This is a genomic window from Cellvibrio sp., from assembly GCF_053579595.1.
The window spans coordinates 1-14,243 of record NZ_JBRFPI010000078.1 but is presented as its reverse complement, the minus strand read 5'-3'; the positions used below and the strand labels follow the sequence as shown (position 1 = coordinate 14,243).

General features: G+C 46.7%; 16 protein-coding genes. 6 read left to right on the top strand and 10 right to left on the bottom strand.

What is annotated here, in order from left to right; genetic code table 11:
* A partial coding sequence (locus ACWA6V_RS07020; RefSeq protein ID WP_449521810.1) for a TrmH family RNA methyltransferase occupies window positions 1-228 on the top strand: 228 nt, incomplete at its 5' end.
* Here ACWA6V_RS07020 and ACWA6V_RS07015 read toward each other — a convergent pair.
* Genes ACWA6V_RS07015 through ACWA6V_RS07005 form a run of 3 tightly spaced genes read right to left on the bottom strand, consistent with a single transcriptional unit; the run spans window position 218 to window position 2,842 of the window.
* Window positions 218-634 (bottom strand): hypothetical protein, encoded by a 417-nt coding sequence (locus tag ACWA6V_RS07015; protein ID WP_449521809.1) that lies wholly within the window; start codon window positions 632-634, stop codon window positions 218-220. The two genes, ACWA6V_RS07020 and ACWA6V_RS07015, sit on opposite strands and share 11 nt — an antisense overlap.
* Before the next feature lie 30 nt (window positions 635-664).
* Window positions 665-1,426, bottom strand: a complete 762-nt coding sequence (locus ACWA6V_RS07010; RefSeq protein WP_449521808.1) for a TSUP family transporter — start codon at window positions 1,424-1,426, stop codon at window positions 665-667.
* 39 nt (window positions 1,427-1,465) lie between these two features.
* Window positions 1,466-2,842, bottom strand: coding sequence for a class II fumarate hydratase (locus ACWA6V_RS07005; protein WP_449521807.1), 1,377 nt, complete (start codon window positions 2,840-2,842; stop codon window positions 1,466-1,468).
* A gap of 303 nt (window positions 2,843-3,145) precedes the next feature.
* On the opposite strand from ACWA6V_RS07005, the gene uvrB reads away from it, so the two are divergent.
* The gene (uvrB, locus tag ACWA6V_RS07000) at window positions 3,146-5,158 is read left to right on the top strand and encodes an excinuclease ABC subunit UvrB (RefSeq protein WP_449521806.1); all 2,013 of its coding nucleotides are present in this window, start codon (window positions 3,146-3,148) and stop codon (window positions 5,156-5,158) included.
* Window positions 5,159-5,247: 89 nt separating this feature from the next.
* Here uvrB and ACWA6V_RS06995 read toward each other — a convergent pair whose 3' ends face one another.
* Window positions 5,248-6,519 (bottom strand): DUF4124 domain-containing protein, encoded by a 1,272-nt coding sequence (locus tag ACWA6V_RS06995; RefSeq protein WP_449521805.1) that lies wholly within the window; start codon window positions 6,517-6,519, stop codon window positions 5,248-5,250.
* Window positions 6,520-6,638: 119 nt separating this feature from the next.
* Between ACWA6V_RS06995 and ACWA6V_RS06990 the strand changes: the two genes are divergently transcribed.
* Together ACWA6V_RS06990 and ACWA6V_RS06985 are read left to right on the top strand one after the other, a co-directional pair.
* Window positions 6,639-7,082, top strand: coding sequence for a hypothetical protein (locus tag ACWA6V_RS06990; RefSeq protein WP_449521804.1), 444 nt, complete (start codon window positions 6,639-6,641; stop codon window positions 7,080-7,082).
* A complete protein-coding gene (locus ACWA6V_RS06985; RefSeq protein WP_449521803.1) occupies window positions 7,079-7,768 on the top strand; it encodes an HTTM domain-containing protein in 690 nt (229 codons plus the stop codon). The genes ACWA6V_RS06990 and ACWA6V_RS06985 overlap by 4 nt, the downstream gene beginning before the upstream one ends.
* A gap of 48 nt (window positions 7,769-7,816) precedes the next feature.
* Here the strand turns inward: ACWA6V_RS06985 and ACWA6V_RS06980 are convergent, their stop codons facing one another.
* Window positions 7,817-8,899 carry a Gfo/Idh/MocA family protein gene (locus tag ACWA6V_RS06980; RefSeq protein ID WP_449521802.1) on the bottom strand — a complete coding sequence of 361 codons (1,083 nt, stop codon included), beginning with the start codon at window positions 8,897-8,899 and terminating at the stop codon, window positions 7,817-7,819.
* Between the two features lie 270 nt (window positions 8,900-9,169).
* Between ACWA6V_RS06980 and ACWA6V_RS06975 the strand changes: the two genes are divergently transcribed.
* Window positions 9,170-9,703, top strand: a complete 534-nt coding sequence (locus ACWA6V_RS06975) for a cache domain-containing protein (RefSeq protein WP_449521801.1) — start codon at window positions 9,170-9,172, stop codon at window positions 9,701-9,703.
* Between the two features lie 81 nt (window positions 9,704-9,784).
* Complete coding sequence (locus ACWA6V_RS06970; RefSeq protein WP_449521800.1) at window positions 9,785-11,218, top strand: RsmB/NOP family class I SAM-dependent RNA methyltransferase; 1,434 nt, start codon at window positions 9,785-9,787, stop codon at window positions 11,216-11,218.
* On the opposite strand, the gene ACWA6V_RS06965 is transcribed toward ACWA6V_RS06970, so the two are convergent.
* The 5 genes from ACWA6V_RS06965 to ACWA6V_RS06945 all read right to left on the bottom strand — a co-directional run.
* The gene (locus ACWA6V_RS06965) at window positions 11,184-11,684 is read right to left on the bottom strand and encodes a hypothetical protein (protein ID WP_449521799.1); all 501 of its coding nucleotides are present in this window, start codon (window positions 11,682-11,684) and stop codon (window positions 11,184-11,186) included. The two genes, ACWA6V_RS06970 and ACWA6V_RS06965, sit on opposite strands and share 35 nt — an antisense overlap.
* Window positions 11,685-11,876: 192 nt before the next feature.
* Entirely contained in the window at window positions 11,877-12,311 is a 435-nt protein-coding gene (locus ACWA6V_RS06960) for a hypothetical protein (RefSeq protein WP_449521798.1), read from the bottom strand.
* 34 nt (window positions 12,312-12,345) lie between these two features.
* A complete protein-coding gene (locus ACWA6V_RS06955; protein ID WP_394984368.1) occupies window positions 12,346-12,711 on the bottom strand; it encodes a hypothetical protein in 366 nt (121 codons plus the stop codon).
* 219 nt (window positions 12,712-12,930) lie between these two features.
* Complete coding sequence (locus tag ACWA6V_RS06950; protein WP_449521797.1) at window positions 12,931-13,836, bottom strand: helix-turn-helix domain-containing protein; 906 nt, start codon at window positions 13,834-13,836, stop codon at window positions 12,931-12,933.
* 133 nt (window positions 13,837-13,969) lie between these two features.
* Window positions 13,970-14,243 (bottom strand): formylglycine-generating enzyme family protein (locus tag ACWA6V_RS06945; protein ID WP_449521796.1); only part of this gene is annotated, 274 nt, incomplete at its 5' end.

Sequence of the window (14,243 nt, the reverse complement as noted above, 5' to 3'; positions counted from 1 at the left end):
CATCCCGATAACGCCTATTATATTTTCGGCCCGGAAGATGGCTCGATAAAAAAAGAATTGTTAGATCATTGCCAGCACGTGGTTTATATCCCGACCATCGGCTGCATGAATCTCGCTGCTACTGTCCATGTGGTACTTTACGATCGTATGGCAAAATCAGGTCGGGAAGTGATTGAGCAGCGTCCAATTGCGGCGAATCGTGATGTGAATAATAAAATCAGGATCTAGCGGTAATTACTTCTTCTCTGATCAAGTAGGTCTCATCTGTGCCTTCTGGTAATACTTGAAGTTTATCTTCTTTCTGATGATTTTTATTCGGGCACTCGCCTTGGCTCTCTAGCCAATAGAGTGTGTTGCCTATTAATGCGACCGATCCAGATACTATTGCACTGGTGGTAGCCGTTAGGGTCGCGACGACCAATGCACCCGTTACCTCTTCTTTACAACTCCTGGTGAGGCAGTCTATATCATCGAACGTTCGCATTTGCTCCGTGGTGAGTACAATTTTTTGCGTAGATACCATGCATTTTTCATCATAGCTTGCCCCTTTTTTTGGGGTGACCACGCAGGCGCCGATGGTACTGCTCAGCAGTATCAACACCAATCGACTGATTATGCGGGAGAAGTCCATCATGTGTGATTCCTGATGCTATTGGTAAAAGCCTTAAACAGCGATTTGTTTGTACCAATACTGCCCTAACATAATCAAACAAATTGTAACAATCAGTATCCGCAATACTTTGGGGTTCACTTTAAAAAGGTAGTGCGAACCCATCCAAGCTCCGAGCATCTGCCCGATGATCATTGCGAACCCGGCAAGCCACATAATTTGACCTGCAAAGATAAACACTATTAACGAGGCGATATTGGTGGCGAAGTTGAGTGGCTTTGCAATCGCCGTGGCTTTGATTAATTCCAGTCCGCGTAAGCTCACCCCTGCAACTGCTAAAAAAGATCCTGTACCAGGTCCGAACATGCCATCGTAAATGCCGATAACGGGTAATACCGTTTTTTGATAAAGCTTGGCGGACATTCTCGGTTCAGTTGATTCAAGTTTTAAATAGGGTGCAGTAATAAAGTAAGTGGCAATGATGATTAATACCAGCGGGATCATAAATCCCAGTACTTTGGCATCAATAAATTGTACAATTATTGTGCCGGCGACAGAGCCAACAAAAGCGGCAACCATCATGGGGCGCAATTCTTGCCAGTGGATTTTTTTGCGTTTAAATAATAAAAAACTCGATGTTCCTGAACCAAAACTACTTTGTAATTTATTGGTACCCAAGGCTGCGAGTGGTGGTACGCCGGATACAACCAACGCAGGGATAGTGATCAAACCACCACCGCCAGCGAGTGTATCCATAAAACCTGCAACGGTGGCAGCGAAAAATAAAAATAACAGTGTCTCTACAACAAAATCCATTGTGGGGTTATCTCATTCAATCGTTTAAAAGACAGCTTTTTACAAACCGCCGCGAGTTAATTTTTCTGGATTTAGTAATTGCTCCAATTCGTCACGGCTCAAATCAGTTTCTTCCTGTGCAACATCGATAATCGCGCGCCCGTCTTTATAAGCTTTTTTGGCAATTGCTGCGGCTTTTTCGTACCCAATAATCGGATTCAATGCGGTCACTAAAATCGGATTTTGCGCGAGCGTTTTTTGCAGGTTGGTGTGATTGACGGTAAAAGTGGCGATAGTTTTATCGGCCAGTTCATTACTCGCATTGCTGAGTAATTCAATGGATTGCAATAAATTGTAGGCAATTAATGGCAACATCACGTTCAATTGGAAATTGCCGGATTGCCCGCCAATACCAATACTTACATCGTTCCCCATGACTTGTGCGCACACCATGGTCACCGCTTCAGGAATTACCGGATTGACTTTGCCTGGCATAATCGATGAGCCGGGTTGTAGTGGTTTTAAACTGATCTCTGCCAAACCGGCGAGTGGACCAGAATTCATCCAGCGCAAATCATTGGCGATTTTCATCAAGCTGACGGCGAGTGTTTTTAATTGTCCTGAAATTGCAACGGACGTGTCTTGTGCACTCATGAGTGCAAAAAAATTATCTGCAGGCTCAAACATCAATCCAGTAGCTTCGCTCAAATGCGCTGCAAATCTTTCAGCAAATTCCGGGTGAGCGTTAATGCCGGTTCCCACGGCTGTGCCGCCTTGTGCCAAGCGCAATAATTGCGGCAACGCCATCTGTAAGCGCACATAATTGCTTTCAATTTGACTCGCCCAGCCATTTATTTCCTGCCCAAATGTCACGGGCATAGCATCCATTAAATGGGTGCGGCCAGTTTTCACTGCATCGGACAGTGCTTCCGCTTTGCCGAGTAAGCTGGTGTGCAATTCTTCCAGCGCGGGAAAGAGTTGCTGTTTGAGGGCGAGCGCGGCGCTGACATGGATTGCGCTGGGAATCGTATCGTTACTGCTTTGGCTCATGTTTACATGGTCATTGGCATGCACTTTTTGCCCTGCCAGTTCGCTGGCGATATGAGCAATCACCTCGTTCACATTCATATTGGTGCTAGTGCCTGAACCGGTTTGGAATACATCCACCGGGAACTGGTCCACATAATGCCCCGCGACTATGCTATCGCAGGCGGCGCAAATCGCCCAGGCGATGTCTTCATCCAACAAACCCAGTTCACGATTTGTGAGGGCAGCGGCTTTTTTGATATGGACTACAGCGTGGATAAAGCGCGGGGGCAGGGTAAGGCTGCTGATGGCGAAGTTGTCGAGTGCGCGTTGGGTTTGGGCGCCGTAGAGTGCGGTTTTGGGCACTTGTACCTCGCCCATGCTGTCGTGTTCGGTGCGGAACTCGCTCATATAAGCCTCCTTCGGTTATTAAGGGTGCTGCTGACATAGGTTGTCAGTTGCGGGGATTAGGCTGTGTGGTGTTCAAGTCTAGCTAGTAATGGCATCTGCTAGCCATCCTATTCAGCAATTTGTCGCGTAATGGATTGGAGTATTTTTTCTGAGACCGTCTGAGACATGGATGTCGAAGATGAGCCTACAGGGATGTATTCACGGCGTGTCCCAGAAGAAATACTGCAGTCCATTAGCAAGTATGGTCGCTGGGTTGAACCAGTTTTAGTTACAATCCCTTTTTTAATTCATTATTGAGTTCTTATGTCCAAGCAATTTGTTGTAAATAGTGAATTCGCGCCTGCGGGCGACCAACCCACTGCTATTGCTGGCCTTGTGCAAGGCATAGAGGCGGGGCTGGCTCACCAGACCCTGTTGGGTGTTACGGGCTCAGGTAAAACCTTCACCATCGCCAATGTGATCGCGCAGGTGCAGCGCCCAACGCTGATCATGGCGCACAACAAAACGCTGGCGGCGCAACTCTACGGTGAGTTCAAAGAGTTTTTCCCCAATAACGCGGTGGAATATTTCGTTTCCTACTACGACTATTATCAGCCCGAAGCCTATGTGCCTTCGTCTGATACCTTTATTGAAAAAGATTCGGCGGTAAACGAGCACATCGAACAAATGCGTTTGTCCGCAACCAAAGCGCTACTGGAGCGTAAGGATGCCATCATTATCGCATCAGTTTCAGCGATCTACGGTTTGGGCGATCCAGAAGCCTATATGAAAATGTTGCTGCACATCGTACGCGGCGACAAAATTGACCAGCGCCAAATCTTGCGTCGTCTCGCTGAATTGCAATACACACGCAACGATATGGAATTCTCCCGCGCGACTTATCGCGTGCGTGGCGATGTGATTGATATTTATCCCGCCGATTCGGACATTGAAGCGGTACGCATCGAATTGTTTGACGATGAAGTTGATCAGATTTCGATTTTTGATCCGCTCACCGGTGAAGTGTTGCAAAAAGTCCCGCGTTTTACTGTCTATCCAAAATCCCACTATGTAACACCGCGCGAACAAATTCTGGAGGCGATTGACAATATCAAAGAAGAATTGCGCACGCGTTTGGAATACCTGCGCGAAAATAACAAGCTTGTTGAAGCGCAGCGCTTGGAACAGCGTACCCGATACGATTTGGAAATGATGCAGGAATTGGGTTACTGCAACGGCATCGAAAACTATTCGCGCTATTTATCTGGCCGCAATTCCGGCGAAGCGCCACCAACGTTATTTGATTATTTGCCGCCCGAAGCTTTGTTAGTGATCGACGAAAGCCACGTGACCATTCCGCAAATCGGCGCTATGTACAAAGGTGATCGTTCACGAAAAGAAACGCTGGTCGAATATGGTTTCCGTTTGCCATCCGCATTGGACAATCGCCCCATGCGTTTTGATGAGTGGGAGCGCATCGCTCCACAAATGATTATGGTTTCGGCAACGCCCGGAAAATACGAAGCCGAAAATCAAGGGCAAGTGGTTGAACAGGTTGTGCGGCCGACAGGATTGATTGACCCTGAAATCGAAATTCGCCCCGCGACTACACAAGTCGATGATGTGCTCTCCGAAATTCGTTTGCGTGTTGAAAAAGGTGAGCGCGTTTTAATTACAGTGCTCACCAAACGCATGGCAGAAGATCTTACTGAATACCTCGCGGAACACGGCATTCGTGTGCGTTATTTGCACTCGGATATTGATACGGTTGAACGCATCGAAATTATCCGCGATTTGCGTTTGGGGCAATTCGATGTGCTGGTCGGTATCAACTTGCTGCGTGAAGGTTTGGATATCCCAGAGGTATCCTTGGTCGCTATTTTAGATGCTGACAAAGAAGGTTTCTTGCGTTCAGATCGCTCACTTATCCAAACCATCGGCCGCGCCGCGCGTAACGTCAATGGTAAAGCGATTCTCTATGCAGACCGCATTACTGGTTCTATGGGGCGTGCGATAGGAGAAACGGATCGTCGCCGCGAAAAACAAGTCGCACATAATCTCAAAAATGGCATTACCCCCAAAGGCATCAACAAGAGCATCGCCGATATTCTGGAAGGCTCAGTCGCTCCTGGCGCTGGCGGCCGCAGCGCACGCAACAAGGCAATGGCGATCGCGGAACGCTCGGGTAAATATACCGTTGATGTAAATCCAAAAGACATTTGGAAAACCATCGAGTTGATGGAAAAACAAATGTTCCAAGCCGCAAAAGATTTGGAGTTTGAAGTTGCGGCTAAATTGCGCGATGAGATTGAGAAGTTGAAGAAAAAGGCGATTTGATCTGTGGTGTAAAAAGGCTGCAACAGTACTAGCTATTTTTAAGTCGCAATATTGGGCTCAATAAATTGAACCCAATATCTAAATGAGTTTTATTGCCCTTGGCAGTCGCCTACCCAAAATGCCTTGTCGAGAGAGGTGCGGCAGTCCCAGTCGATAGATTGTCCGCTCATAATAGGTTTCGGTATTAGCTGGAGTACCTCATTTTCTCCAAAAGTCGAATTTGCCAAGCGTAAATGTAGTACCGCGCCCAAGCGTAGTTCGGCGCTGTCGATTAGATCCTTTTGTTGCAGTTCGCTAGCGTTTAAATTGATGTCAGCAAAACTATTTGGCCATTTTCCAGTATCTGCATAGTACTGCACTATGCTAATACGGACAGGATTCACCAAGGATAGCGCTTCAGCTACTCTAGACTTTTTAACGGAATTGAGTTGGAATTTTTCAGTGAGACGACTCAGTAGCCCACTAGTTTCGGTTGGCTCGGTCGGCTTTGATTCGGGAATATTAATTTTTTGAATTTTGGATTTTGGTGTAAGTAACTCAGAAAATTTTTGATTGGCAATTAAATTGTTAATAGCTTGCTCATAGGCGGCAGTAGTCAATCGAGAAATATTGCCTTGATAACCATCCACTTCATTGGCCGAACCCTCAGTAATGATGTTGAGCAGCACCACATCGTCGGTAGAGTTGCTAATGGTGAAACGCGTTTGCAGCCATACATTCGCTTTTTCAAAGTTATAGCCGCTAATTTTATCCAAATTCCCGGAAATGGTTGCTTTCTGCAGTCGTTGCGTGCAGGCATTAATACGCATATCGATTATCTCAATCTGCAGCTTGAGCGGGGGATTTCCTTCTTCATCTAATGAGCGTGTGGGGTTGTTGAGTGCATAAAGCGCGTTTTGAGTACGAAAGTTATATTGTTCAAATATGCGGCCTTCATCGCGATAAAGATCGTCCGATTCAGGAAGGCTTTTTTTATAGCGTTTTATATACTCGGCGTAGCTTACAGCGGTGGGTGAAACACAATCTCCACCAAAATAAAAATAAGCGAAATTGTCAGGGGTGCGTAAAGATGTTAATTGTTCAAGTGCTAATTCACTTCTCAATAAATATAGTGAGGGGCGTGTATTGTGGTAGCGTTTAGCGGAAAGTGTATCCACTGGTTTTGCAGCCGGCATAGTGCCTAAGTTGAGGTTTTGGGCTTGGGCAGAATCGGCAATTTTTTTATCTGAATAGTGCACTTTACCTTGTGCATCTGTCCATTTATAAATCTCGGCGAAAACCGGTGTGGTAAAAAACAATCCGAATGCCCCCAATAGTAGAGCGGTATAACGGGCCGGGCGCTTGGTTAATATCGAACTCATGTTGTTCCTTTTTTAGGTTATGACCTGATATCAGGTTAATTGTTGTGCACACAAAAAATGAGCTCTTGCAAATCTAGGTGCAAACATTCAGAAATGCAATATTATCTGGGAAAATCTCCATGTTTTTAAAACTATTCCTCCCCATATTATTCCCCTCCTGGCGCTTCTTCAGCAGTATTGGTCCATCGCCGCGTATTGAGATGGGCTTTGTTGCGGATAAAAATTCCGAGCCGCAAAAATGGTTGCCGTTCCGTCCTCTGCCTAAAAGAATCAATTTCACTCTTGGTCTACAGCAATTATTTCACAATCCATTATGGAATGAGCGTTTGTATATCAACACCTGCGCGGAACATTTGTTTGAGGGTTATTCGGAGTTCCATGAATGGGAAATTGGACAGCGATTGGTGGCGACAGTTTTAAATAAAGAAATAATTACGGATGGTGAATTTCACTATTTGGTGTTTCGTATTCGCGCGCTAGAGCTTGAAGCGGGGCAGGTGCGTGATGAGGTTGTGTTTGTTTATAGACCCTTTGGGTTGTGGCATGTGGGTGACGGGCAATGACGCTTGAGCTTGCAGTTCGGTTCGCTGAGATTATTTTAGGCTTTGCAATTTTCCAGCAAGGCCTCGAATTTATACGTGGACAACAACCAGAAAAAACGCTGGGACTTATTCGCGCAGTGCTGGCGATTTTATTGATGTTGGGGTTGCAGCCATTACTGGTTGAATCTGCATTGCTGGTGACGGCGATAATGTTAATCAAGCGTTTTCAAGGGCCTTACAATGGCGGCAGCGATACTATGACTGTGTTGGTGCTGCTTTGTTTATGGTTATCGCATGTGGCCCCGTCGCGCTACTGGCAGGAAATTGCATTGGGATATTTGGCGTTGCAATTGACGCTTTCGTATTTTCAGTCCGGTTGGGTGAAGGTGGTTAATCAAGACTGGCGTAGTGGCCGCGCATTGCAGCAGGTGTTTGCGCTGAGTGCTTATCCGGTGAGTGAGAGTGTGCGATTGTGGGCCGGGCGACCACAGATGCTTCAGGTGATGTCTTGGTCGGTGATGGTATTTGAGTTGCTGTTTCCGTTGTCGTTGCTGAATCAAACGTTATTAATTGTTGCGCTTGGTATTGCGGCTTTATTTCATCTGGCCAATGCTTTGTTGTTTGGATTAAATCGTTTTTTCTGGATTTGGCCTGCGGCGTTTCCGGTGATTATTTGGTTTCAGGCGCGGTTGATGAGCGTATTTTAATCGGCGATATACACTCCCAAGCGGAGCTTGGGAGCGAGGATTTAAATATTACAACGTAATTCGCTTTCCTTCTTTTGCTGCTTTAAAGATCGTTTCCAAAATCACAATATCTTTCATACCTTCTTCACCGGGAACAATAATCGGCGATTTATTTAAAATCGCGAGTGCATCATTATCCATTTGCCGTGCTTGCTGATTAGTGGGTGATGGCGCGAGTTGAATGCCATCGCTCGTTTTACCTTGTACTCCTGAATAGGATTGGAAGGGATTTAATTCATACCAACCTTTTTTGCAATCGGCGCGCAGTAAATTCATTGAGCGTGCATAACTTGTCGCGCATTTCGCGCGCGCACCGCTGGCAAATTCCAATTCAAATTCAGTCGTCTCATCAACATTTTTGTAAAGTTCTCGCGTGCTTTCCATTTTTGCTGTGACGGCGATGGGTTCTTCGCCAGCGGTGTAACGTGCGGCATTCAGTGGATAGACACCCATATCGTACATAGCGCCGCCTCCGAGTTTCGGATCGGCGCGCCAGCTGTATCCTGCATTGCCACTGTTGTAGCCCGCTTCAGCGATAATCGTTTGGATTTTTCCATAAGGTTTTTCTTTGGCGAATTGCATGATGCGCTGCGTATTAGGTTCATGCTGCATGCGGTAGCCAATCGTCAATTGCACTTTATTTTTTTTGCACACATCAATCATCGCTTGGCATTCTTTTGCATTCATCGCCATGGGTTTTTCGCACCATACATGTTTGCCCGCATTAGCGGCAATTTCCGTAAATTTTTTGTGCGTGCCGGTGGGCGTGACAACATACACAACATCAATGTCAGGGTTGTTGGCCAATTCATGCATATTGCTGTAGTTGTAGATGTTGTAATCCTTTAGCCCATAGTGTTTTTGCCACACCGGAATTTTTTCCGGTGAACCGGTCACTATGCCAGCCAGATAACAATGTTGCGTGAGTTGCAATGCGGGCGCGAGCAGGTCGCGGCTGTAATAGCCAAGCCCCACAAGCGCGACACCAACACGTTTATTCGGTGCGGAACTGGCAAATAATGGCGCTGCATGGGCGGCGATACCGAGCGCAGCTAGCGCTTTAAGCAATTCACGGCGATTAAGTTGAGCCATTGAGTGCCTCCAGGCAAGATCATCTCTCTAGTTGTAAGCCCCATCGCTTCATCGCGCAAACGGCTAAACAAAAAATTACCCTGCGTTAAAAAATCTAAAAATATCAATGGGCTACTTATCTTGCTTTGCGTTAACTTGACATGGGTTGTTTATCCTCTTTACTTAAAGTGCTGCTTGCGGCGCATGCCTATTTGAAACAGGGGATCAAACGTGCGATTAGATAAAAGATTGCTCAAAACGACGTTATTTATTCTTGGAGCATGCTGTACCGTGCATGATGCTTGGGCGGTCGCTGCAGAAGAGGTGCCCAATTCATTGAATGCCCGCCTCGCTGAAATTGAAAAGCTGGGCGAGAACCCGGTGATTGTGGCGGCGGTTGAAGCGCGGAATTCACGTGGTATGTCGATGGATGATATTAAGAAACGCGATGCTGAATGGATGGCGAATAAGGAAGGTATCGATGAGGGTATGCGCGAAATCATGGAGAATGACGCCGCCAAAGCGCTGCGGACGATTGAAAAATCAGAGCCTTACTACGTTGAAATGTTTGTGGTGGACAACCAGGGTGCAAATGTCGCCATGACTAACAAAACCTCGGATTTCTGGCAGGGAGACGAAGAGAAATTTACCGAAACCTTCAAAGGTGGGCAGGGTGAGGTGTTTATTGCTGCGCCCGAGTTTGATGACAGCGCCAATGCCTACCTCATTCAGGTATCGGTGCCGGTCAAATCCAGCGGCAGGACCATTGGCGCCCTGACCATCGGAGTCAATCTGGATATTCTGGCCGATGCGGCCGAGCGTTAAGCTGCATCGGCACCCCTATCACTGGTAGAATGCGCCACTTTTTGGGTCTTCCTGATCCCGATCCCAATTGTGGCGCCCTCTATGCAAACTCCTTCCTCCAGCTCCAAACAAACCGCTTCCGCTGCTCAGTATGAAGACTCCCGGCTGGTTCCGCTTTGGCGTGCATGGCTGGAAGTGGCAGGTAGCATGCCACTGGATAAGTGGCTGAAAAATACCGTGCGCCAATATGCCCACTCAGGGCCGACCTCTATGCCTGAGTATGATGAGGTCAAAAAGCACAACAAATTCAAAACCCCAAAAACCTTTGCCCCGAATGCCGAACCGGAGGCGGTCGAAAGTGCATCACTGAGCCTTGCAATGTTTTCTGCGCTGCGCTTTCAGCAATTAGCGACGGCGCTAGAGTTTGCCTACCGCAACCAGGAAACGGCGATTGATTGGTTACAGTGGGACTTGGAGTGGCAGCATCGGGATGTCCAGGCCATAGTGCCAGTGTCATTTTGGTACTGGGTTCAGTTGCGTGTGAATGGCGATCAACCGAAAAAAAATCAGGCGCAATTGCGCGACGCAGAAGATCGACGCAAATTTTTTAACCAGTTCGCTGCGCAGGCAACGCCCGAGAATTTCCACATCTATTTATTGTGGTACGGCTTGCGTCCGCAGTGGGCAGATTTATTAAACGCACGCAAAACTGTAAGCAATTGGGATGATAAAACCCTGCAACATTTTATTCAGCAACAAATCACCACACCGCCACTTTGGTTGCGTGTGCAAAAGAATGCTGATGTAGTTGATGTATGCGATAGCTTGCAGCGTCAAGGTGTAAAAGCACAGCTCGATGATCAACAGCGTTTATCGGCGCGCGGTGGTGTCGGTGTTCATTCGACGGAGGAATACAAAACCGGTGCTGTTGAAATTCAAGATATTGCCAGCCAACAAATTGCTTTAACCGTCGCTGCAAAACCTGGCCAGAAAGTCTGGGATGCCTGTGCCGGCGCGGGTGGAAAAACGCTCGCGATCGCAGCGCAAATGAATAACAAAGGTGCATTGGTTGCAACCGATTTGCATGAATACAAATTGGATGAATTAAAACGCCGTGTGAAACGCGCCGACATTTTTAATGTGCGGGCTTTTGTCTGGACAGGTTTGGAACCTTTGCGTTTGCCGAAAGAAATTGCGCAGCAACGCGGGTTTGATTGGGTATTGATAGATGCACCTTGCAGCTCCGCTGGAACCTGGCGCCGCAACCCGGATGCCCGCTGGCGTTTTGATGCCAATGACACCAACGAATTAATTCAGTTGCAGCAACAACTGCTCACCAATGCCGCACCTGCGGTAAGGGCAGGTGGGCATTTAGTGTATGCGACATGCAGTTGGCAAGTGAGTGAAAACGAACAGCAAATTGAATGGTTTGTGCAACAGCATCCAGAATTTAGCATCCAATCCCAACGCATTTTAGGTGTGCCGGAATTGGATTCGGATACTATGTTTGTTGCGGTGTTGGTAAACAATTCTTAAGCCAACAACGCTTGCTTACATCTCGGTTGTGACGACAATTGAGCCAAAGAAAATGTAGCGTGCAGATTATTGGCGCATTGAATACGACTATTACCCATAATCCACTCAATGTGAATTGCACTATTACATCTTGCCAAATGTCGCTAAACATAAAATTGAGGATAATATTGGCAATCATGCCAGTGATAATCGAGGCATAAACAATGGCATTTAATTGCCGGGGATTTGCGTCCCCATTATGAGTTTGCAGAAGATGGATTAGCAATGTGATTGCTCCGGCTAATCCAACACCACCGGCGATTATCCACAGTAAGAATAAAAGACCAGCCAGGTTGTCCTCAATATTATTAAAGAGATCAAATAGCCAGTAGGACGCAAAAAAGCATCCGGTTCCCCACAATAATGCGACGCAACTGAAACAGGCGATAAACTCGATAACGAGCATGGGTTTGATGATTTTTTTCATGATCTATTTCCTATTAGTGACAAGGTAACTCAATGTGGGCCGGTCTTTTTCCGGTGCTGTAATACTCTTCACAGAATTCCATTATTTGTTCTCGTGGCGTTTTTTGCTGGTAGAATTCTTCGCATACACTGAGCAATAAAATTGCAATGAGTGTGAGCGAAAAACGTTTGACCCAAATTGAATTCATCGCTATTACTCCTGCAGTCCCCGCATTTTGATATGGGTAAACACCAACACCATTCCCCCAAGTAACAGCAGCGTAATTCCCAAACGCATACTCACAAATAACATCGCCTCTTCAATGTATTCAGGGCCTGGTCCCCAGCTCAGGCTTAGCAGTGCTGTGCCCATAATGAGGAGTTCGGCGGTACGGGTATGTGCCTGTAAACCCGTGGGTCCGTTAGGGCAGTCATCTGCAGGTAAACTGGATTCCAATAATTGTTTACAGGTCAGGCGCACGGCGAGCCATGAGAGCGCTAAATAAATCCAACTGGATAACCAGTGAGGCAAACCCTCAATAACATCGATGAATTGCGGTGCAGCCAGCACAAGAATGGCAGGAACCAGTAAGCCGACTAACAACAGGCTAATGGGTAAACGTAAACAGGCAGAATTAAATAAGGTCATGGTGTGCTCCAATTGGAAATAGGTTGTGGTGAATTTATTGTTCTTCGGTGACCTGAACATCTGGCTTCCAATTGGCCAGTACGTACAACAAAATCATATGCATCGCGCCGAGCATGAGTGTGACCAGGCCAAGATTCCGGGTGAGAAAATAAAGCTGGCCATTCAGTTCGCCATTCGCCATGGCGGATGTACCCAGGTTCAGCACCAGTAAGATGTAGCCAATGTTGATCAGGTAATAGCCGATAAGTAGCAGGTTGTTAATGGCCAGCGCCAAGGGTTTATTGCCCACCAATTGATTGGTGAGAAAGATCAATCCATTTTGGTTGAGCAGTTTGCCGATGTGGATGGTGATCAGCAGGCTAATGGCAAGGTAGAAACAGTAGATGGCAAGATTCAGCATAAAAAGCTCCTGTTGTGTGGTAGGTACTGGCTGCGGTTACAGCGCACAACAGGGATTTTGTCGATCCGTGAGAGGTGGGGCTTCCGTTTTTATCGTTTTGGAATAAGTATTTATGCTGTCGTTATTTTCTTATAAAAAACAATGGCTTATAAAACTCCAAAATGATCATTTTGGAGTGAATGGAGAGCTTGAAATACCGTTTAAAGGAATTGATGAGTGTTAAGTGTCTGCGATCCCCATGCGCTTGCGAAATTGGCCCGGCGTTTCACCGGTCAGTTCACGGAATGCAGAGTAAAAGTTTGACTGGGTGCTGAACCCTACTGCTAGCCCAATCGATAACACCGAGGCCTTGGGTTCATTAACTAACTGCTGTTTGGCTTCATGGACCCGATGCTCGCGAATCAAGCGGGAAAAACTTTGACCGAAGTGGGTATTAATAAGCTCAGAGGTTTGGTGGCTGCTTAACGCGAGATTGTCAGCGAGGGTGGATAAATTCAGGTTTTCATCGCGATAGATTTTTTGCTCAAGCAACAGTCGCTTAAGTTGGCCTATCAATGCATCGCAATCGGCGTTTTTGAGTGTGGATGCTGCATAGCTGGCGGCGACTGCGTCGCAGGTTTTTTGAGTGATATCAGGAAAACGCAGTTGCAGGTAGAGCATCGCCAGCAGTGCCAATCCAATAAGATTGCTGTAGGCGATTACAAACCAGAACTCACCCACCCAAGGCGCCAGCAGGCCAATTAATAAAATAAATAGCGCTATGGCTGCAAATGCAGCAAAGGTTACGAACTCGAGTGAGAAATACTGACGCTGACCACGCAGTTTGAAAATGATCAGACACAACCAAAGCGCGTAACCGCAGCCGATACTAAATGCAATGGGAATACCGATTACACCGCTTAGCCAGGGACTGATTATTAATGGGATAAAATGCAATAGTAATAATGGATGATTGCGTGTATTGAATTGCAGGAGTTCGCGACTAAACAGGTAAAACGACGGAGCGGCAAGAAACAATATTGCCAAGTATGCAGCGTTATTGAAAATGGACTCACCCAGAGCAATCCATTGCCAGTGATGCCATTGCAATAGCGCAAGTGCAATTAACATTGAAGTGCATGCCATTTTAGAGAGCCAGGTTTTTTCAAATGCCCTAAACACTGACCAGTAAACCAGCCAGAAAAGCACAAGGCTCACAAACGAAAAACCGATCATCCATTGGCTGAGAAGCATTAGCATAACGTGTAGCTGCTCATATCTATTTCAGTTCCATCACTACACGGAAACCTAAATGCACATCAAAAATTTCAGTGCGGTGATAATCGCGAATGTGATTGGCAAGACGCTCGGCGTTGTCTTTGGCCGAGCCACCGCGCACGACATGTGAGTCACAGCTTTTTACTAACATTGCTTGTCCATTTTTCGGGTGCAGCGTGTAGTTGTCGGTAAAACAATCTTCCACCCATTCAGCGACATTGCCTGCGGTATCGTAAATACCAAAACCATTTGCAGGGTAGCTGCCAACAGGTGCT